The sequence below is a fragment of the Paenibacillus sp. J31P316 genome, from assembly GCF_056269105.1.
In genome coordinates this window covers 103,737-123,600 of record NZ_JBWDNI010000002.1, presented here as the reverse complement: position 1 = coordinate 123,600, position 19,864 = coordinate 103,737, and the positions used below count along the sequence as shown (strand labels likewise).

Annotated in this window: 19 protein-coding genes; 14 read left to right on the top strand and 5 right to left on the bottom strand. The window is 50.8% G+C overall.

The annotated features are described in order from the left end of the window. Positions 1-5 precede the first annotated feature (5 nt). The 4 genes from AC0YNU_RS05950 to AC0YNU_RS05935 all read left to right on the top strand — a co-directional run bounded on the left by AC0YNU_RS05950 (position 6) and on the right by AC0YNU_RS05935 (position 3,679). Complete coding sequence (locus tag AC0YNU_RS05950; RefSeq protein ID WP_475756189.1) at positions 6-884, top strand: carbohydrate ABC transporter permease; 879 nt, start codon at positions 6-8, stop codon at positions 882-884. 26 nt (positions 885-910) lie between these two features. Next, positions 911-1,744: a carbohydrate ABC transporter permease gene (locus AC0YNU_RS05945; protein ID WP_475754224.1), complete on the top strand. Its 834-nt coding sequence runs from the start codon at positions 911-913 to the stop codon at positions 1,742-1,744. Positions 1,745-1,849: 105 nt separating this feature from the next. Beyond that, on the top strand, positions 1,850-2,431 hold the full coding sequence (locus tag AC0YNU_RS05940; RefSeq protein WP_475754222.1) for a P-loop nucleotide/nucleoside kinase family protein: 582 nt from the start codon (positions 1,850-1,852) through the stop codon (positions 2,429-2,431). Between the two features lie 249 nt (positions 2,432-2,680). Then, complete coding sequence (locus tag AC0YNU_RS05935; RefSeq protein WP_475754220.1) at positions 2,681-3,679, top strand: mannonate dehydratase; 999 nt, start codon at positions 2,681-2,683, stop codon at positions 3,677-3,679. A gap of 176 nt (positions 3,680-3,855) precedes the next feature. On the opposite strand, the gene AC0YNU_RS05930 is transcribed toward AC0YNU_RS05935, so the two are convergent. Next, the gene (locus AC0YNU_RS05930; protein WP_475754218.1) at positions 3,856-4,257 is read right to left on the bottom strand and encodes a VOC family protein; all 402 of its coding nucleotides are present in this window, start codon (positions 4,255-4,257) and stop codon (positions 3,856-3,858) included. Positions 4,258-4,619: 362 nt separating this feature from the next. On the opposite strand from AC0YNU_RS05930, the gene AC0YNU_RS05925 reads away from it, so the two are divergent. Together AC0YNU_RS05925 and AC0YNU_RS05920 are read left to right on the top strand one after the other, a co-directional pair. Next, on the top strand, positions 4,620-5,276 hold the full coding sequence (locus tag AC0YNU_RS05925) for an alpha/beta hydrolase (RefSeq protein WP_475754216.1): 657 nt from the start codon (positions 4,620-4,622) through the stop codon (positions 5,274-5,276). An 82-nt stretch (positions 5,277-5,358) separates the two neighbouring features. After that, entirely contained in the window at positions 5,359-5,784 is a 426-nt protein-coding gene (locus AC0YNU_RS05920; RefSeq protein WP_475754214.1) for a DUF1801 domain-containing protein, read from the top strand. A gap of 176 nt (positions 5,785-5,960) precedes the next feature. On the opposite strand, the gene AC0YNU_RS05915 is transcribed toward AC0YNU_RS05920, so the two are convergent. Next, positions 5,961-6,347, bottom strand: a complete 387-nt coding sequence (locus AC0YNU_RS05915; protein WP_475754212.1) for a hypothetical protein — start codon at positions 6,345-6,347, stop codon at positions 5,961-5,963. A 504-nt stretch (positions 6,348-6,851) separates the two neighbouring features. Here AC0YNU_RS05915 and AC0YNU_RS05910 point away from each other — a divergent pair. Beyond that, a complete protein-coding gene (locus AC0YNU_RS05910; protein ID WP_475754210.1) occupies positions 6,852-7,163 on the top strand; it encodes a type II toxin-antitoxin system HicB family antitoxin in 312 nt (103 codons plus the stop codon). 148 nt (positions 7,164-7,311) lie between these two features. On the opposite strand, the gene AC0YNU_RS05905 is transcribed toward AC0YNU_RS05910, so the two are convergent. Next, on the bottom strand, positions 7,312-7,716 hold the full coding sequence (locus tag AC0YNU_RS05905; protein ID WP_475754208.1) for a CBS domain-containing protein: 405 nt from the start codon (positions 7,714-7,716) through the stop codon (positions 7,312-7,314). Here AC0YNU_RS05905 and AC0YNU_RS05900 point away from each other — a divergent pair. The 5 genes from AC0YNU_RS05900 (at position 7,662) to AC0YNU_RS05880 (ending at position 14,941) form a co-directional block, all read left to right on the top strand. After that, positions 7,662-7,904 (top strand): AraC family transcriptional regulator, encoded by a 243-nt coding sequence (locus tag AC0YNU_RS05900; RefSeq protein WP_475756187.1) that lies wholly within the window; start codon positions 7,662-7,664, stop codon positions 7,902-7,904. The two genes, AC0YNU_RS05905 and AC0YNU_RS05900, sit on opposite strands and share 55 nt — an antisense overlap. A 98-nt stretch (positions 7,905-8,002) precedes the next feature. Then, positions 8,003-8,425 carry a VOC family protein gene (locus AC0YNU_RS05895; protein WP_475754206.1) on the top strand — a complete coding sequence of 141 codons (423 nt, stop codon included), beginning with the start codon at positions 8,003-8,005 and terminating at the stop codon, positions 8,423-8,425. A 136-nt stretch (positions 8,426-8,561) separates the two neighbouring features. Continuing rightward, positions 8,562-10,406: a S9 family peptidase gene (locus AC0YNU_RS05890; protein ID WP_475754204.1), complete on the top strand. Its 1,845-nt coding sequence runs from the start codon at positions 8,562-8,564 to the stop codon at positions 10,404-10,406. 161 nt (positions 10,407-10,567) lie between these two features. Next, entirely contained in the window at positions 10,568-12,499 is a 1,932-nt protein-coding gene (locus AC0YNU_RS05885; RefSeq protein WP_475754202.1) for a fructose-1,6-bisphosphatase, read from the top strand. Between the two features lie 270 nt (positions 12,500-12,769). Then, complete coding sequence (locus AC0YNU_RS05880; protein ID WP_475754200.1) at positions 12,770-14,941, top strand: glycoside hydrolase family 16 protein; 2,172 nt, start codon at positions 12,770-12,772, stop codon at positions 14,939-14,941. Between the two features lie 162 nt (positions 14,942-15,103). Here the strand turns inward: AC0YNU_RS05880 and AC0YNU_RS05875 are convergent, their stop codons facing one another. Next, complete coding sequence (locus AC0YNU_RS05875; RefSeq protein WP_475754198.1) at positions 15,104-16,501, bottom strand: hypothetical protein; 1,398 nt, start codon at positions 16,499-16,501, stop codon at positions 15,104-15,106. Positions 16,502-17,461: 960 nt separating this feature from the next. Between AC0YNU_RS05875 and AC0YNU_RS05870 the strand changes: the two genes are divergently transcribed. After that, the gene (locus AC0YNU_RS05870; protein WP_475754196.1) at positions 17,462-17,941 is read left to right on the top strand and encodes an anthrone oxygenase family protein; all 480 of its coding nucleotides are present in this window, start codon (positions 17,462-17,464) and stop codon (positions 17,939-17,941) included. Positions 17,942-18,192: 251 nt separating this feature from the next. Further along, positions 18,193-19,059: an aldo/keto reductase gene (locus AC0YNU_RS05865; RefSeq protein ID WP_475754194.1), complete on the top strand. Its 867-nt coding sequence runs from the start codon at positions 18,193-18,195 to the stop codon at positions 19,057-19,059. A 182-nt stretch (positions 19,060-19,241) separates the two neighbouring features. On the opposite strand, the gene AC0YNU_RS05860 is transcribed toward AC0YNU_RS05865, so the two are convergent. After that, positions 19,242-19,658: a VOC family protein gene (locus AC0YNU_RS05860; RefSeq protein WP_475754192.1), complete on the bottom strand. Its 417-nt coding sequence runs from the start codon at positions 19,656-19,658 to the stop codon at positions 19,242-19,244. Between the last annotated feature and the right edge of the window lie 206 nt (positions 19,659-19,864).

The window sequence follows — 19,864 nt, the reverse complement described above, 5'->3', positions numbered from 1 at the left end:
AGCCCTTGAACAACAAGACAACGGACCGCTTCTGGGGATACTTCTTCATTTTCCCGCAATTCGTCGGGCTGCTCTGTTTCTCGCTGCTTCCGCTCATTATGGCATTCGTGCTGAGTTTGATGAATTGGGATGGCTTCGGAGAGCGGTCATTCGTCGGATTGGATAACTTTATCGCCCAATTCAAGGATGAAGAATTCCGAATCGCCATTGTCAATACGCTTTATTACACCCTGCTTACGGTGCCGACCGGCATTCTGCTGGCTCTGCTCGTCGCGATCGGGCTCAACCGGGTAAGGGGGAAGGTGATCTACCGGCTGATCTTTTTCATGCCGAACATCACGATGTCGGTTGCGGTAGCCGTCGTATTCATGTGGTTGTTCAACGCGGATTTTGGGCTCATCAATCTGTATTTGAAGGAATGGTTCGGGATCAAAGGACCGATGTGGCTGACGGATACGCGTTTTGTCATGCCGTCCATCGCGATGCTCAGCATCTGGATGGGGCTTGGCGGCAATATGGTGCTGTTTCTTGCGGGTCTGCAGGGCATATCGGCAAGCTATTACGAAGCTTCCCAGATTGACGGAGCAAGCAAGTGGCAGCAGCTGCGCCATATTACCATCCCTTTGATTTCGCCGACCACCTTTTTTGTCACCATCATGTCGATCATCGGTTCCTTTCAGGTATTCGACCAGTCCTTCGTCATGACCTCGGGAGGGCCGGCCAAGGCCAGCTATACCATTGTGTTCCATATTTACGAGACCGCGTTCGTAGATTTTACATTTGGCAAAAGTACGGCGGCGGCGGTCATCCTGTTTCTGATCATTTTGTCGCTGACACTGGTTCAAATGGGCATATCCAAACGCTGGGTGCATTACGAGGACTAATAGATTCGGTAAGGAGGAGCAGCGATATGCAGCTAAAAGGCTTCCGTATTTCCACCCTGGCGCTCCATCTTGTGCTGATTCTGGGGGCTTGCGTAATGGCACTCCCTTTCGTCTGGATGGTGCTTAGCGCGCTGAAGGATTTATCGCAGGTATTCATCGTGCCGCCGAAGTGGATTCCAAGCCCCTTCGTTTGGTCCAACTTCAAGGACTCTCTGACGGCGCTGCCGTTTGGCCGGGCATACTTCAACAGCTTCTATATTAATGTGATCGTCGTTCTGTCGCAGCTGCTAACCTGTTCCATGGCTGCTTATGCGTTCGCAAAGATCCGTTTTCCCATGCGTGAGCCGCTGTTTCTGATGTTTCTGGCCACCATGATGGTTCCCGGACAGGTTACGATTATTCCGCTGTATCTCATTATGAAGAACATCGGCTGGCTGGATTCCCATCTGTCGATCATTGTTCCCTCTGCTTTGCTGAATGCCTTCGGGGTGTTTCTGCTCCGCCAGTTCTTCAAAGGCATTCCCAAGGAGATGGAAGAGGCGGCTATCGTGGACGGGGCCAACCGATGGACGATTTACGCGCGGATAATGCTGCCTTTGATCAAGCCGGCATTATCGGCGCTGGGAATATTCACCTTCCTCGGCATGTGGAACAACTTCTTTAATCCGTTGATTTTCCTCAACAGCCCGGATAAGTTCACCGTTCCGATGATGCTCAACCTGTACCGGGGCATGTACGCGACGGATTGGACCCTGATGATGGCGGGAGCGGCGATCGCGCTTATCCCGGTGCTCATCGTCTATGTCATCGGGCAGCGGTACATTATCGAGGGCGTAACGCTTTCGGGCATCAAAGGCTGATGTTTGAAATCGCAATCGGAAGCAAGGGGTCCTCTCGGGGGCTCCTTTTCCGGCTGCAGAACAAGAAATTTCAAGTCGATGCATAGGGGAGGTCATACTACTTTTATGGAAAAACCAGTATTAATTATTGTCAATGGACTTCCTGGCTCCGGAAAGACAACATTCGCAAAGCGACTTTCAAAAGACGTTCGGTTACCGGTATTCTCCCGAGACGGTCTCTATGAGACCCTGTACGATGCCTTAGAATGTCAAGAGAATGGGTGTCCGCCGATGATAGCGCCTGCAACATTTACCCTCTTATACGCAATCGCTGGTTCCTTACTATCTGCCGGAAATTCCTTGATCATCGAAGGCTTTTTTGGTCGACCAGAACTAAGAGGCGCAGAGTTTCTTAAATTGAAAGAAGCTTACGATTACGAGCCCTTTCAAATTATGTGCAACGTGGATGGAGAAGTCCTTTTGGAGCGGTTTCTTGCTCGCATAGGAACAACAGAACGACACATCGGTCATCGTGATCTCGAATGGATTCAGCAAGAAGACAACAAAGAACGACTCTTACACGAGAATCTTACGCCGCTTCCTATTGGCGGTACTGTCCTTAGAATCAACACAACAACACCGCACAGTTTGGATTATGATGACTTACTCCAGCGGATTCTGTTAACACAGGAAAATTTACTGCGCTAATTGGGAGCGATAGCTCCAATACAATATGACGGCAGCTGGCTTGATGGTCAGCTGTCCTTTTCATTGAAGCAACAGGCAGGATAATGGAGGATTAATGGCGAACCAAGGAGTTCCCTGTATATTCAACAGTAATTGTGGTTGATCGGTAATTAAACGAACAGGACACGATCCTTCAACTCTACCACTAGCTCAACAGGCTGCTGACACATCAATCGGAATTCCAAATTCGGATTTGGACGGTGAAGAAGCGTGAAGAAGAACATGAGGATTGCCTTAGGTCAAATGCAAGAGCTGACTCAGGAAACCATGACTTTTGCCAAGCAATTGGGCGTAACGAGTATCCAGCTCAACACCCCGAAGCTTCCAGGAGAACACTGCTGGGCTTACGAAGATTTGCATGGCTTAAAGAAAACTTGCGATGACAACGGATTGTTCTTGGAATCCATTGAAAACGTTCCCATTCGCTTCTATGATAAAATTATGCTCGGTTTGCCCGGCAGGGACGAACAAATCGAAAACTATTGCACCATCATCCGTCAAATGGGGAATGTCGGGATTCCGATACTCGGTCACCATTTCATGCCGAACTTTGTTTGGAGGACATCCTCGGAGCCGGGCCGGGGCGGTGCTTTGTGCACGGCTTTCGATCTTGATGCTGCAGCCAGCGGCATCAATCAGGTTAAGTATGCTTCTAACCGAGAAGTGAAAGTTTCTGACGAATCGGTCATGTGGGACAACTACGCTTATTTCTTAAAGGCGGTGCTTCCGGTAGCCGAACAATCGGGTGTACGGCTTGCTCTGCATCCTGATGACCCGCCAGTTGCCATGCTTGACGGAACGGCTAGAATTTTTTATAAAGTGGAGAACTTCAAGAAAGCAGAGGCTCTAGCGAATAGCGATGCGTGGGGATTGAATTTGTGCCTGGGCTGCTGTTCGGAGATGGTCTATGGAGCAGCGAATGTTATGGAGATGATTCGTTATTTCGGGCCGAAAGATAAAATCTGTTATGTGCATTTTCGTGATGTACAGGGCACGATGCCGAAGTTTCAAGAGTGTTTCCTAGGTGAAGGGAACTTTCATCCAGCGGAAGTTTTGCGGGAACTGAAACAATCGGGTTTTACAGGCTTCTTAATGGACGACCACGTGCCGGGCGTCATTAACGATTCCGCGTGGGGCCATCGAGCGCGTGCGCATGCCGTGGGCTATATGCAAGGACTGTTGAATGCGTTGGAGCTTTTGGAACCTTAGGTTGAACGTTATGGAAGGTTGCCGAACCAAGATAAAGATCAAAATAGTAAGGTAGCGATTAATTAACGATTGGGGAACGATCGTTCAAATCGACAAGACAGCAGCTGGCGCTTAAACCGGCTGCTGTTTGGCGTTGGGGACTGCGTTTTGCGCCGGATGACTTGTTGCTATGGACATTATCTGTCGCTGAACCGTTTGATCGCTTCCTCGGTCACCGGCGCGAAGAGGTTAACCAGGTTGCCGTCGGGATCGCGAAACAGCACAGCTCGGTTCCCCCACGGCATCGTGGTTGGTTCCTTTACCCACTCATCCACAAACGGCTTCAAGCGCTCGTATTCGGCATCCACATCGTGGACGCGGAACTCGAGGATGACGGTGCGATTGCTGGCCGCCACTGCGGAACCGGCGCCGAACAGTTGCACCGTCTGGGAGTGGCCGATCGCCAGGGTGCACGATGGCACGACGAGTTCCGCAAAGACGGGCGCGAGGCGTTCCGCCGAAACAGCCATGACTTTCTCATAAAACTCGACGAGACGATCCACGTCGTCGGTAATGATGCGTACTGAGGCGAAATTCACGAGATACCATCCTTCCAATAATAAAAGTTACAATACCGTATCGTAGCATTTTGAACCAAACGACTTCGCATTCAGCTAACACTTCTTTACGCTTGCATACTCCGATTATAAACAAGCTCGACTGACAACAGTATGTCAGTAGAGTTGCCGCGGCAGTTTGCTCATCTTTTTCATAGATGTGACAGGCAGTTGCATGTTGAGATTGTGATAAAATGGAATAGTAACGCGACCATTATTTCGACATTGAAGGCTTCTAGAAAGACAAGCAGCTATGAAGTGAACCGCAAACGTTCGATCTATACATTTCGGAGCAGTTTGCTAAGGCAGCTGTTGAGCGATGAGAGACAAAGGAGAGGCGAGATATGAAGATCGCTGGAGAGTTAGTCACAGAGACACTAGCATATGATGGTGGTCGGCAAGTTACAGTGTACGTCCCTCCGGATCCACCCCAGGCAATCGTGTTCGCCGGTGACGGTCAGCTGATCTCGCAGTGGGGCGGGTACCTCGAGACAGCCGACGTACCGTCCACGATGATCGTTGGTGTTCACCGAACGTCCGATGAGGATGAGATGGTGCGCATTCATGAGTACTCACCGCCGTTCGACCAGGAACGGTTCGCGGCGCACGAGAAGTTCTTCGCCCAGGACGTCCGCCGATGGGTGCGATCGCGCTTCAACGTCGCGCTGCCCGCCAATCGCACCGCGGCGTGCGGCGTGTCGGCGAGTGGAGAGCTATCGCTCGCCTTAGGGCTTCGGCATCCGGACATTTACGGTACGGTCTTCTCCGCATCGCCAGGCGGGGGCTACCGACCGCCTGCCATAATGCCAAGCCCATTGCCCCGCACATACCTCGTAGCCGGGACACTGGAGCCGTTCTTCCTCGAGAACGCGACCCGGTGGGCATCTGCGATGCGCGGTGCGGGTGCGGAAGTTGAGATGAGAGAGCGGGTCGCGTCGCACGACGATGTCATGTGGCGAGAAGAGTTCCCTATGATGGTGGCTTGGGCGTTTGGACGATAAACATTCGACGAGCTAGGGTCAAGTCGATTGGATCGCATCTGACCCAGAATCATCATTAAGCTGTATAAGGGGGGCATTTCACATGAACGTACGAGAACAAATCGAAACGTATATTACCAGCCAACCTGAACCAAAACGCAGTGACATGCAAGAGCTGCACCGCATCATTCTGCGAGTAATGCCAGCATGTAAATTATGGTTCTTAGACGGCAAGAACAATGAAAATATAACGGTTGCCAATCCTAATATCGGATACGGATATCACACCATAAAATATGCTGATGGAAAGACGAGAGAATTTTATCAAATTGGATTAAGCGCAAACAAAACCGGAATCTCTGTCTATATCCTTGGCATAAAAGATAAGAAATACTTAACCCAGACATATGGACAAACAATAGGCAAGGCGAATGTGAGCGGATATTGCATGAAATTCAAAGCGCTAAAAGATATAAACATGGATACACTCGAAGCGGCAATACGATATGGGGTGGAGGAGACACGATAAGGGGAAGTCACTTTGAAGGTTGTGAACGGGCAGAACATTTCGCGTATTTGCTGGCCGGTTGGGGGCGCTGTCGCGAGTTTATTTGCGGTATTTGCCAGCAGCAGGACAAAAAATCCCTAAGGATGACTCTAATCAAGTCGTCCTTAGGGATTTGCGATGCATAATCATCTACATTCTTACTCTTTATCGATTGCCGTGATGGTGTCTTCTTTATACTGATACTTTACTTTCGTGCCTTTTTCCCATTTCGATACTTTGTCGGCAATCTCGGCGCTGACTTTGTAGGTAACGGGACCAACGCCGGTTTCGACTTCAACGGACTTGTCCGCATTGATTCCGTTGAATACGGCGGATACATCGGTAGGCGCATTTTCTTCCGAAACCGCTTCGTTGTTCGCGGCGGCCGAGTTGCCACCTGTGTTGTCACCGGCAGCATTTGTCGATGCGTTCACCGCAGTATTATCATCGGCATTGTTGTTGCTGCTACCGCACGCCGTTCCTAGAATCGCTAATGCGAGAACGACGGCAGTGAGGGTCAGTTTTTTGACGAGTTTGTTTTTCATGGTTATCACCTCCAGCGAGGTTAAACGCGACCTAGCAGGAAAGGTTTCGCAAATCGATTTTTAATAATTTGTAAATGCAATTGAGCGCATAGGGCACATCAGTATTAATAGAAGGAGGTTGGAAACATGCGATGGGTTGTGCTTCTGCTATTTGTAATTCTTGTTCTTTTTGCAGCGTATAAAGTTGTACTGAAAATGAGAAATAAGGCCGAGACGAATAACGTTGTTAACATGTCGAAACGTCGTAACGACTTTACAAGTGCGAATAAACAAGCTTGTTCGTTTTGCAGCAAAAAAGGAAAGAAACTATCCTTCTATTCTGACGAACAGGGCAGAGTTGTCGGTGTTTGTATGCCGTGTAAGCCACAAGCTGAGCGGAGAGCATTAATGAGATTGTGAGTAAGAGAATGCGCAACGCAGGACTTTATTCCTACCCTCACATACCTTATTGCGCAATATCAGGAATTGAATTTGACGAATCATAATCTCGAAGGTGGTGGAGACTTGCTAAAAGATATTTCTTATTACATGACTTCAGATTACAACCTAATAGCTGAGTTTGTTCCGAAGGGCATCAATACTTCTGACTATTATTTTGGTCTTATTGAAGAACTGCCAGGTTGTCACGCGTTCGGCGCATCTTTTGTGGAAATGGTAAAGTCGATTGAAACCGTCAAGAAAGATTATTTTGAATCAAGACTAAGGAATTTTGAATACATACCCGAACCTGGGGACTTAAGTCTTCGTCGTCCGCCATCGGATGAGAAGATTCGAGTACAGATTAGAGGCGTTGTTACCGATGAACCAGTCGAATAATTGATGAAGTAAAGAGGGTATGCGTAAATAAAGGTGAGGAAAGTAGCCTGCCATCGCTGGCAGGCTACTGTGATAACTGTGGGGATCGCGCACTTAAGAGGGAGAGTTTAATTCTGCTCAATTTTCCTGAAATCGAATGGGCCTTAAGCTAGTCGGTAATGGTCCGGGTATAATATTCAATAATATCTTTACGGCGAATAATGCCAAGGAAGACGCGATCGTCGTCCACCACCGGTACGAAGTTCTGATCGGCGGCGAGAGCAAGCATATCATCCAGTTCGGCGCCGATCGCTACGCATTCGACTTTCATTCGTTTCTTGATTGAGATGATGGGAATTTCGCGCATCGTATCGAAGTCGAGGCCCGGTGTCGCACGCATCTTCCATAATAGATCACCTTCGGACAATGTTCCGTAATATAAGCCTTCTTCGCTTAGGATTGGAATTGCAGTATAATGGCAAACTTCTAGTTTATCTAAGGCGTCCTTCATTGTGGCAGATGTTGTCAAGTAAGAAACTTCGTGCTTGGGGAAGAGAAACGACTGGATGTCCACAGTATTCACGCTCCTTTGGTCTATATTTAAACATATTTTCCGACGGCGTGCATGTTGGTAGATATTGGGATACCTATGCTGAGCATGATCTGGTCCATCTGGTGAAGTACGGGTACTACGATCAATCTCACTTTATTCGCAGCTTTAAGCGCCTATACGGAGTGACGCCAAATCAGATTCGGGTTTGAAGCTGTCCGTTTTTTACAAGCCGAGAACCTATTAGTAGAGAGATAATAACCTTATGCGTTGCAACAATTAATAGCAGGATTACAAAGGAGGACAAATGATGAAACCACGCATTTCCGTACTCACACTCGGAGTAGATGATTTGGAAAGATCGTTGAGATTCTATCGGGACGGATTAGGGTTTCCGACCGAGGGGATCGTGGGAAGAGAGTTCGAGCACGGCGCGGTGGCTTTTTTTGACTTGCAGGCAGGCGTGAAGCTCGCGCTTTGGAGCCGCAGCGATCTCGCTCATGAGACGAAAGTGCCACTCTCTCGGCCGAGCTCATCCGAAATGACAATCGGACATAATGTCGGCAGCAAACAAGAAGTGGATGCCATCATGGATCAAGCCGTGCGGGCAGGTGCTGTCGTTACGGATCCCGCGCATGACGCTTTCTGGGGAGGGTACTCGGGACACTTCCTCGATCCCGACGGCCACTTGTGGGAGGTAGTCTGGAATCCGGCATGGGATAACGCGGAGTGAGTAGGAAGAAGCCGACTCCGGATAGGTGTCGGTTAATTTCAACTCTTCCTCTATCTGGAAAATTGGTCTATTCTGATAGAAGACAGCAGGATTCCTACCGGATGAGAACTCATTTACGTTAAAGGAGTAGGTATCCATGAGCGATTCCGCATCGGCAGTCCGGTTGATCCCTAGGGAGATCCTTTTCGGCAATCCGGACAAAACGCAAGCGCAGCTATCTCCAGATGGCGAATACATGTCGTATCTGGCGCCGGATGAAGGTGTTCTTAACATCTGGATCGGACATATCGGCGGGCATACGCGAGAGCCCATCACTCATGACCGCGACCGAGGCATCCGATGGTATTTCTGGGGTTACGACAGCAAGCACATCCTCTACCTGCAAGATGCCGGGGGCAACGAGAATTGGCGTCTCTATTCCGTAAATCTGGAGAGCAAAGAAATACGGGACCTGACGCCGTTCGAGAACGTCCAGGCGCATGTCGTCCACACCAGCAAGACTCATCCTGGCGAGCTCCTTGTCGCGTTGAATAAAGAAAACGAAGCCGCGCACGACGTCTATCGTCTTACGATATCAAACGGAGCGTTGTCGCTTGTCGCCAAAAACCCCGGCAACATACTCAGCTGGGTGGTAGACGCCGATCTGAAAGCGCGAGGGGCCTGCGCCGCCACGCCAGAAGGCGGATTGGACCTCTTGGTCCGCGATGACGAGAGCTCCGAATGGCGAACAATCGTGTCATGGGACAGCGAGGACGCCATGTCAAGCGGACCAGTCGGCTTCGCCAAAGATGGCAAAGAGCTGTTCGTTATCGACTCGAGAAATTCGAACTCGGGCCGTCTTGTACGCATGAATACGCAGGATGGGTCATATCGCTTACTAGCGGAGGACTCGCAATACGACATCGGAGAAGCGATGCTCGATCCCGATACATACGAGGTTCAGGCAGTTGCGTTCTTCAAGGAAAGAAAACAATGGGTAGTGCTGGATGCGGAGATTGAAGAGGATTTTGCGGTGATTCGCAGCCTGCATGATGGAGAATTCCAGATAAGCAGCCGGGACCTTGAAGACCGTATGTGGTTGATCACCTTCCAGTCCGACAAGGAATCGTCCGTTTACTACACTTACGACAGACATTCCCGTACGGGAACGTTCTTGTTTCATGCCGATCCGGTTCTTGCGGAGTTCGAACTGGCGCCAATGGAGCCGATATCCTTTACATCGCGCGACGGACTAACGATTCACGGCTACATCACGTTCCCGCCAGGACAGCGGGAGGGAGTGCCGATGGTTCTTAACGTGCACGGCGGGCCGTGGGGGAGGGATCGCTGGGGTTTTCATTCGGAGCATCAATGGCTGGCAAACCGGGGCTACGCCTGCCTTTCGGTCAACTTCAGGGGATCGACGGGATACGGTAAAGAATTTCTCAACGCAGGCAACAAAGAATGGGCAGGCGCCATGCATGACGACCTCGTAGATGCCGTCGAATGGGCAGTGCAAAGGGGTTATGCGACTCCGAATCGCGTGGCCATCTACGGAGCATCTTATGGCGGATTCGCGGCGCTGGTCGGCGCGACGTTTACGCCGGACCTGTTCTGCTGCGCAGTGGACGTGGTTGGCCCAAGCAACTTGGTCACGCTAATCCGCTCCATTCCGCCGTACTGGGCGCCGATGCTTGCCATGCTTCACGAAAGGGTGGGAAACCCGGATCTAGAAGAAGAGTTTCTGCAATCCCGGTCTCCGTTGTTTAAAGCCGATAAGATCCAAATTCCGCTGCTGATCGCCCAGGGTGCCAATGACCCGCGAGTCAAGCAGAGCGAATCCGAGCAGATCGTCGACGTGCTCAGAGCGAGGGGATTGGATTACGAGTACTTGCTCTTCCCGGACGAAGGGCACGGTTTCGCCAAGCCCGAGAACCGACTGGCGTTCTATGAAGCGGCCGAGAGATTTCTCGCCAGACACCTGGGCGGAAATAACGATTAATCGATTTGCAGTGCAACAAGGAGCAGTTGCCGTGTGGCAGCTGTTCCTTTTTTCATTGCGCTCCCGGGCAGAATAATTCAATCGGAGGCATGGTAAACTACTCCAAATGATAGCGGAGGTTTCTTTGCATGTACCATATTTCCTAGAAGGGGGACATCGGCATGGATGCGCAGTATCTCGATTTATTGGCCCAGCGATATGATACGGAAGATAAAGTCGTAACCGAAATCATCAACCTGGAAGCGATCTCCAATCTTCCCAAGGGGACGGAGCATTTTGTCAGCGATTTGCATGGGGAGTTTCAGGCATTTCAGCATGTGCTCAGAAACGGTTCGGGTACGGTAAAAGAGAAAATCAAAGCCTTGTTCCGTGAGGTTTGGACGGATCATGAGATCGATGATTTTACGGTTTTGGTGTACTACCCGGAAGAAAAAATTCAGCTGGTCAAAGAAGACCTGTGCAATAAACAAGTCTTGAACCGATGGTACAGACAAACGATCGAACGCATGCTTATGCTCATTTCGTATGCCTCATCCAAATATACGCGCTCGAAATTGCGCAATGCGCTGCCGGAGCAGTTCGTATATATCGTAGAAGAGCTTCTATATAAGACGGATTCGACGAACAATAAGGACCCTTATTATGAGGAAATCTACCGGCAAATTATTTCGCTGGGCCAGGCGGACAAGCTCATTATCGGCCTTGCTTATACGACCCAGCGCCTGGTGGTCGACCATCTTCATGTGGTCGGTGATATCTATGATCGCGGGCCGGACCCCGATAAAATTATGGACACGCTGATCAACTACCATTCCGTAGACATCCAGTGGGGGAACCATGATGTCTTGTGGATAGGCGCTTATGCGGGTTCCTTGGTCTGCCTGGCGAATATTATCCGGATTTGCGCCAGATACGACAATCTGGACATCATCGAAGACGTATACGGAATCAATCTTCGCCCGCTGCTGAACTTGGCTGAGAAATATTATGCCGACAATCCGGCCTTTAGGCCGAAGCTGCAGACCGACCATAACGGTTCGGAGCAGGAAATCGTGCAGATTACGAAAATCCATCAAGCTATTGCCATGATTCAGTTTAAGCTTGAAATTCCGATTATCAAACGACGCCCGTACTTTAATATGTCCGAAAGGCTTCTGCTTGAGAAGATCGATTACGACAAAACCGAAATCAAGATCAACGGAAAAACGTACCCGCTGGAAAACGCCTGTTTCGCAACCGTTAATCCGCAGCAGCCTGAACGATTGCTGGAGGAAGAACAGCAGGTGTTGGAGAAGCTCCTGTTCTCCGTTCAGCATTCCGAGAAGCTGGCCAGACATATGAATTTTCTCATGAAAAAGGGCAGCCTTTATTTGAGATACAACGGGAATTTATTATTTCACGGCTGTATTCCTTTGGATGAAGAAGGAAACATGGAAGAGATGCAAATTGAAGACAAGACGTATTCGGGCCGTCAGCTGCTCGATGTTTTTGAATCTTATTTACGTTACGCCTTCGCGCATCCGGAAGAGACGGAAGATCTGGCTACGGATATGGTATGGTACATCTGGACGGGGGAATGTTCCTCGCTCTTCGGAAAGAGAGAAATGACCACGTTTGAACGGTATTTTATCCAAGACAAAGCATCCTATAAGGAGAGAAAGAATCCTTATTATCATTTGCGAGAAAATGAAGAGATCTGCCGGAAAATCCTGCTGGAGTTTGATATGAATCCGGATCATGGGCATATCATTAACGGCCATACGCCGGTGAAAGAAATTCGTGGCGAGAACCCCGTCAAAGCATACGGGAAAATGGTTGTCATTGACGGCGGTTTTTCCAAAGCCTATCAATCCACGACGGGCATCGCCGGATACACCTTGTTGTATAATTCCTTCGGCATGCAGCTCGTTGCCCATCAGAAATTCAATTCCAAAGAAGATGTGTTATGCAACGGAGCCGACGTATTGTCCGTAAAACGACTGGTGGACAAAGAACTGGAGCGGAAGCTGGTGAGGGAAACCAATGTCGGGGAGAAGTTGCTGCAGCGAATAGCGAATTTGAAGAATCTCCTGAAGTATCGCTACATGAAATGAAACCATTGTTAAATGAAACAACTGGTAAATGAAACAAGTGGTTCAGTCTCGTTACGTAAACGAGGAACGATAGTTTAACGCATTTTGGAGCAGTTTGCCGGCGGCAGCTGCTCCATTTTTCATTAAGCCGCTTACGCCATGAGCTGGATAAAAGCAGATGAATGCCGTACAAAATCGGACGATTCCCCCCTACGGCAGGGTCGGCTGTTCCGATATGATGGATAATGAAGGACGAGGTCAAAATTTCGAGAAAAAGGAAGTGATTCATTTATGAGAAAGAGGAACGTCAGGCACAAAAAGACATCGGTGCTACTCGTAATTGTAAGCGTATTCTTTTCGGCATTTTTTCCAGGCCTGCAAGCCTTCGGCTACGATACGGGGGCAACCGTCACGGCATCTTACACGTTCTTCATGGATTCGACGAGCCAAGTCAACGATGGGATCCTATCGTATGATGACTCGCCGCATAACCGTTGGACATCGTACGAGTCGCCGAACCCGAGCGACTGGGTTCAGACGGACTTCGGTTCGGCAGTTACGAGAAGCAGCGCCGACGTTTACTTATACGACGACGGTGGCGGCGTGAAAGTCCCGAGCTCTTATAAGGTGCAATATTGGAACGGAAGCGCATGGACGGATGCTGCAGGGCAAGTGAAATCTCCGGCATCCCCGACAGGCAACCAGCTCAACCGGGTAATCTTCGCATCCGTGTCGTCAAGTAAGTTCAGAATTGCGTTTACGCACCAATCCGGTGCCAAATCCGGCGTAACCGAAATTGCGTACGGGACGGAAACATCCGCTCCGCCGACAGATCCGCCGACGGACCCGCCATCATCGACGCCGCTCGCGGGAACTTCCACCGCATCCTATACGTTCTATATGGATGCAGTAGGCGATGTCGATGATGGCACGATCTCCTTCGCCGACTCGCCGCATAATCGCTGGACCAGTTACCAATCGCCAAACGCGACGGACTGGGTGCAGAAACAACTGAGCGCGAGCAGCGCCGTTGCGAAAGCTGAACTGTATCTGTACAATGACGGCGGCGGCGTTAAAGCCCCTGCCTCGTATAACGTACAGTACTGGGACGGCACGGCATGGGCGAGCGCGGCGAACCAATCCAAGTCCCCGGCAGCGCCGGTCGGCGGTCAAGTGAATACGGTTACGTTCACGCCCGTTACGACGACCAAGATGAGAGTCGTCTTCACGCCGCAAGCCGGCTCGGCTGCCGGCGCTACAGAGATCAAATACTTTGGCAATGGGGGCGGGACGACGCCGCCAACGGATCCGCCAACAAACCCAGGCACGTATCCAAACTATCAGGTGAGCGTTGTCTCGCCATCCTACGGCGCTTCAATTAACGGCTCCGTTACGATCAAGTTCTACGCGCCGGGCATGCAGAACGTATGGGCAAGATCCTGGCATCAGCCGGATACAGCGAATCCGAACGCGAACGGCTACGATTCCTGGTTCGCGCGCGTGACGCCGGATTCGAACGGCTATGGGGAAGTGACGTTCCCGGCGAATCAATTCCCGCACGGACCGATTACGGTCATCTTAAGTGCATGGGATACGCCGGATGGCAACCCGAACTATACGCACGCGGACAACTGCTACCTGCAGCTTTACAATGAAGGCGGCATCACGTGGAAGCAGGGCATCCCGTCCGCGCCAGCTCAAGCATCGGGCATGAGCGTGCTGTTCCAGGATGATTTCACGGGCACGCTGTCGGCAACTCGTACGGGAGCGGGAGCTACTTACGCAACTGCGAAGCCTGACGCGCCGGGCGGTACCGAATTTGGCGAAGCGATATTCGGCAATAACAGCGGTGCGAACAATCCATTCGCCATCCTCGGCAGCAATTACTTGCGAATTCGCGCCAGCAAGGCGCCTACCGGAACCGTCGATCCCATGGGCTGGAATCGGCAATATACGGGCGGGCTGCTGTCCTCGGTACGCACGGACGGGACTGGCGTCGCTGCGACGTATGGCTACTTCGAAGCACGGATTCTCATGCCTGCGGGCAAAGGAGCATGGCCGGCGTTCTGGCTCATGTCGCAGAACAGCATTTCGCAGAGCGTGCCGTCGACAGCGGAGCTGGATACAGTCGAAGCTTACGGTCAAGACCCGTACGGCGCTTGCCAGTCGAAGCACTGGTGGGCAGGCAGTCCGGAAATGCACGAGACGCATTGCTCGTCCTCGAACTTCACGTTCGGCGACAATGCATCCACTTGGCATATTTATGGCACGAAAGTAACGCCGTCCGATACCATCTACTATATCGATAACGTTGAGGTATGGCGCCATGCGACGTTTGATCAAGCGAAGACGCCGTTGTACTTCATGATCAACCTTGCACTTGGCGGCGGATGGCCGATCGATCTTGCAAGATACAACAATCAAGTCGATATGTTTGTCGATTATGTCCGCGTATTCCAATAATGAAATCAAATGCAAGAAAGCCGTCGGCGCTCGAACGCCGACGGCTTTCTTTATGATCAGCTGGCCGAAGAGACGGCACTCGCAATGAAGGCATGCTCCAAGGGGAGCATATCAGGTATCAAGACATTCTTCCGTGGCCGGAGCTGTTGCTGAATGTGATGCTTACAGCGGTTCGCCGTTCAAATAATTGTAGAACGGTACGTCGGTCCAAAAATCGTAGCTTTGGACGTCGACCGCAGGGTCCACGTGCTTGAACCCGTCGACGACTGCTTTGGACTGTTCTTTCAGCGAGAAAGATTGCGCATAGTAGCGGCCGAGCTGGATTTTGTTGTTCGTGATTTCCTTATAGTCAGCCAGCGGCGTCAGCGAGTAATACAGCGGCTGCCACCACGAGCTTGCGATCAGTCCGAGCTGATCGTCTTTGTTTTTCTTGGCGTAGGCATTGATAACGGCGTTAAAGCGCTGTTTGTCGGCGGCATTCTTGAATTCGAAGGCGATATCGTATTCTTTCGCGTATTCGATATAATTGCCGTTGGCGATTTGACGTACTTCGTATTGGTCCGAGACGCCCGGCTCGCCCCATTCTTTCAGATAGACGAAAGCGGAGGTCTTCGGTTCGAATTGGACTTTGGCTTCGATGCCTTCGCTTCGCAGCAGGCCGATCAGCTGAATGGCGTGCTTGAGGTCGGAATGGCCGTAGACGAGCGACAAGGATTCGATGAAATTCGGCTCGTAATGGCTGTCTTTCAGGTTATAGCCCGTGACCAATCCCTGCTCCAGCGCGGCATCGACGATTTTCTGCAGTTGGTCGTCCTTGATGATGACCGAACCGTTGTAGGCGTCCGTAAGTTTAGCATAGATGTCGGAGTCGCCGGTAGTGCCGATGTAATGCTTGTACTGACCGTTGAAGACGAGCGCCTTGCCTATCAACAGATTCGCCAAGTCCGCAGTGACTGGCGCGTTAGGAATGAGCTGTTTGAAATAGGAGGCTGGCAGCAAGCCGGTATCGACTGCAGCGGCCAGCTCTTGCTTGGTTTGCAGGTCCAGCGAAGACGACTTGACCGGCAGCTTGGCGATCGCTAGCTCCGCTTTCGCTACGGGATACGTGTAGGCCAGTTCCTTAAGGCCGGCCAATCGAAGCGCGAGCTGTACGGCGTTGACCGCTTTTAGAGGCGCCGAAGCGTTCGCGCTGTCGGACGACAGCAGTCCGATCTGATACAGCGCCGCGGCGGCATCGTAATAAGGGCTCGACGCGCTCAAGTCCTTGAAGGTCACGGGCTTGTCCGCTTTGGCCAGCTGCAGCGAACGGACCGCATCGGCGAAGAACTCGCCGCGAGTCACGTTGGCGGAGAACGTTAGGCCGAATTTGTCCTTCAGGAACGCGGCGTATTCCGCGGAAGAAATCTCTTCCGCCTGGACAGGCGAGGACGTGATGGCGGAAGCGGAAACCGCGACCGTTGCCGGGGAAGCAAAGGCGGCAGACTGGGCGGAAGCCAGCAAAGCCGCGGATAAAGCGGCGGTAAGGAGAACCCTGTTGCGTACGGAAAGACGAATGGACATGATTGACGACCTCCTAGTATGTATAAATCATATAAAACACAGTAGTTTAGTAGGATTATACTAGCACCGGGTTCTTGCCTTGTCAATGCTGAATTGAACGCGAAAGCGGTAAGCGGCGGCAGGTGCTCATAATAATTACGTCTACGGGTAGCCTAGTTACAAATAAAGGAAACGCTTGCGGTGAGGACGAATAACACATTGATCCAGGGATTCGAAATTTGATGAAATGAAAGCTGATTAGAGCCATTAGAGCCCAGAAAGTACTTAAGTAATTCGAGGTGAGCGTTTGGAAAATCGCTATCCATGGTGGAGCGTTACCTTCATGTCATGCTTTTTGTTCGTTGTTTGCTATTTCATTACAGGCTTGATCACAGCGACAAGCTATAACCAATTCTCCTTCGAACCCGTGGATCAATCCCGAGCGTTCTCCTCCATCTATTACGGTGTTTTTTTCTCGGTACTGCCTTATCTCCCGATGGGAGCTTTACTGTATTCGCATGTCAGACGGTGGCCGCTCATTTTGGCATTACATTCGACTGCGATAGGCTTTCTACTGGAGAAGGGTGTCTTTTGTCTATCTTGGGACCCTGTTAGGAACAGGATACCCATGGTACGGGCGCAATTTCCCCTCGAGCGGACAGGCTGTGCTTTGTGAGGAATTGCCAATGTTCTGTGGTCCATACACTTGGAACTACTACGTCCTCGGTACAATTGCAGCACTTGGGGCTTCCTTTTTGGGTACCTTCATTCTAAGGTTGAAAAGCAGATCACGGGCTGTATAGCTCGGGCAAATTACGCTAATACGAACGGGTAGGCTAGTTACAATATGTGGTAAAATAGTGGGGCGGAAAACACGATAGTATAGGGGAGGCGCATAATGAATCTACGACTGGGATTGGAGCCTTTTTGCGGCCTTCGCCGAGGTTGCCGCCGTTGCGGGCGCATGGAAGGAGGATGAACATGAGTAAATGGATGCTCGGCTTGAACTTCGTCTCCGCGCTCGGGTCCGGTTTGATCGCGGGCATTTTCTTCGCCTTTTCGGCCTTCGTTATGGTTTCGCTGGCCCGCATTCCATCGGAGAAGGGCATCACCGCGATGCAATCGATCAATGCCACCATTTTGAATACGCTGTTCAGCTTCGTATTTATGGGGACGGCCCTGTTTACGGTGCTGCTCGGTATTGGTTCTTTCTTAAAGCTTGGCACACCTGGTACGTTCTATGTTCTGACAGGCAGCCTGCTCTATTTTGTCGGCTCCTTCCTGGTGACGATCTTCTTTAACGTTCCGCTCAACGACACGCTGGCAGCCGTAAATCCCTCAAGCTCCGAAGGTGCGAGGGTCTGGCAGAATTATTTGTCCCGCTGGACGGCCTGGAATCATGTACGGACGATCGCTTCGTTGGCGTCCATGGCTTGCTTTATCCTCGCGATGTCCCAATAGTGCCGATTGTATCGAACATTCACCAAGATGAAACTGAGCTCTGCTGGCGTCAAGTCCGGAGTCGCTATGTTGTTTCCAAACTAACGGCCATCGGTAATTTTAGCACGAAATCGAGCCTTACTTACATCAGAGTAACTAGGTGAACTTTTTTTCAGTACTACTAGTGAAAAAGCAGAACTGGTATACTTGAAAATGGAATTTTTCGTCACTACTCTTGGAAGCTTCATAACTAACGCTAAGGAGGATGTAAGATGACAATGCCACAACGCAAGCTAGGTTCGACGGGGATAATCGTGGGGGAAATCGGGATGGGCGGAATGCCGCTCTCCGTTAACGGACGCCCTTCGGAGGAAGACGGCATCAGAGCGGTACATGCCGCATTGGAGCAAGGCATTACGCTGTTCGATACAGCCGATTCGTACTGCTTGAATTCGACCGAAAACGGTCATAACGAACGTCTGCTCGCCAAAGCTTTACATAACCGTCCCGAAGCGGTCATCGCGACAAAAGGAGGCCACATTCGTCCGGATGGACGCTGGGAAACCGATGGCCGTCCTGAACACTTGCGTCAAGCGTGCGAGGACAGTTTGCGTGCGCTCGGCGTAGAAGCAATCACGCTCTACCAATTCCACCGTCCGGATCCAAAGGTTCCGTTTGCGGAATCCGTGGAAACAGTCGCGGAATTGCAGCGGGAAGGGAAGATCGTTAACGTGGGACTGTCGAATGTTTCCGTTGCACAGCTGGAAGAAGCCCGTAAAATCGTAACGGTCTCGTCTGTTCAAAACCGCATGAACTTGTTTGACCATTCATCCATGGACGTGTTGAAGCGCTGTGAAGAGCTCGGTATTGCCTTCCTGCCTTATAGCCCTCTAAACGGCATGGGCAACGCGCAAGGCATCGGCAGCAACGAGACGCTTTCGCGGATCGCCAGAAGTCATGATGCATCGCCGCAGCAGATCGCGATTGCATGGCTGCTTCGATTGTCGCCCGTCATTTTGCCGATTCCCGGCGCCAGCAAAGCAGTGAACATCGTTAACTGCGCGGGTGCGTCCAACTTGGAGCTTTCCGCCGAAGACGTAGCTGAATTGAACGGCATCGCTGCTCAAATCACGGCCTAATTTTCACTTTTACGGGATGGATTGCTCCAATCCCGTCGAGTTTCAGCAAGCAGGCTGGCAAGCGATCATGGACAATTGCAAAGCCTATACCAAACAATACTAATCATCGCAAAGAAGACGCCGGGCAAGATGCCCGGCGTCTTTCTTTTTGAACCCAAGTACGACCATGCTCTCCGTTAGCCTTAACCTTGTGCCGCATCCATGTTCATGCAGTTAATGGCCCACAGATGGCCGTCCAAGTCCACGAAGCCCCAATGATACATGATCCCATGATATTCAGGTTCAGCGTGCAATTTTCCGCCCAAAGAGACCGCGGTATTGACGATTTCATCGACCTTTTCCCGGCTCTCGAAGGCCAATGCGATCGTCATCTGCGCATACTTGCTCGTATCGACGGATTCCCTCTCCGTGAGCGTAGTAAAGAATGCTTGGTTGATCAGCATGACCTGCAGGTTCTCGCCGATCAGGATGGCTGCCGAAATCTCGTTCTCGGGGAATTGCGGGTTGAGCTCGAATCCGAGTCCGGTGAAGTAAGATTTGGAATGTTCTACGTTTTTTACAGGCAGGTTGAAGCTCGTGAATGCGGACGTTAATGCCATTTTCAAAACACCTCTTCGTTAAATTTGTTTATGTTCATAAAAGCCTTCGTTTATATAGACGGCAGCCGATCCGGGAATTCATCGGTCTCATGGATTCGGAAGCGTAAATTTCGAAAAATAACTTGGCTGCCGAACCGAACGTTTGGCTACCTTGCTCCATTAACGGGCTGAAAGGGGGAGAATAGCGTGAAAGTACATTAGATCAC

Coding starts and splice junctions, on each gene's coding strand:
- AC0YNU_RS05945 (WP_475754224.1), top strand. CDS start 911: ATGCAGCTAAAAGGCTTCCGTATTTCCACCCTGGCGCTCCATCTTGTG.
- AC0YNU_RS05940 (WP_475754222.1), top strand. CDS start 1,850: ATGGAAAAACCAGTATTAATTATTGTCAATGGACTTCCTGGCTCCGGA.
- AC0YNU_RS05925 (WP_475754216.1), top strand. CDS start 4,620: ATGAAGATCGCTGGAGAGTTAGTCACAGAGACACTAGCATATGATGGT.
- AC0YNU_RS05920 (WP_475754214.1), top strand. CDS start 5,359: ATGAACGTACGAGAACAAATCGAAACGTATATTACCAGCCAACCTGAA.
- AC0YNU_RS05915 (WP_475754212.1), bottom strand. CDS start 6,347: ATGAAAAACAAACTCGTCAAAAAACTGACCCTCACTGCCGTCGTTCTC.
- AC0YNU_RS05900 (WP_475756187.1), top strand. CDS start 7,662: ATGTTGTCAAGTAAGAAACTTCGTGCTTGGGGAAGAGAAACGACTGGA.
- AC0YNU_RS05895 (WP_475754206.1), top strand. CDS start 8,003: ATGAAACCACGCATTTCCGTACTCACACTCGGAGTAGATGATTTGGAA.
- AC0YNU_RS05890 (WP_475754204.1), top strand. CDS start 8,562: ATGAGCGATTCCGCATCGGCAGTCCGGTTGATCCCTAGGGAGATCCTT.
- AC0YNU_RS05885 (WP_475754202.1), top strand. CDS start 10,568: ATGGATGCGCAGTATCTCGATTTATTGGCCCAGCGATATGATACGGAA.
- AC0YNU_RS05880 (WP_475754200.1), top strand. CDS start 12,770: ATGAGAAAGAGGAACGTCAGGCACAAAAAGACATCGGTGCTACTCGTA.
- AC0YNU_RS05875 (WP_475754198.1), bottom strand. CDS start 16,501: ATGTCCATTCGTCTTTCCGTACGCAACAGGGTTCTCCTTACCGCCGCT.
- AC0YNU_RS05870 (WP_475754196.1), top strand. CDS start 17,462: ATGAGTAAATGGATGCTCGGCTTGAACTTCGTCTCCGCGCTCGGGTCC.
- AC0YNU_RS05865 (WP_475754194.1), top strand. CDS start 18,193: ATGACAATGCCACAACGCAAGCTAGGTTCGACGGGGATAATCGTGGGG.
- AC0YNU_RS05860 (WP_475754192.1), bottom strand. CDS start 19,658: ATGGCATTAACGTCCGCATTCACGAGCTTCAACCTGCCTGTAAAAAAC.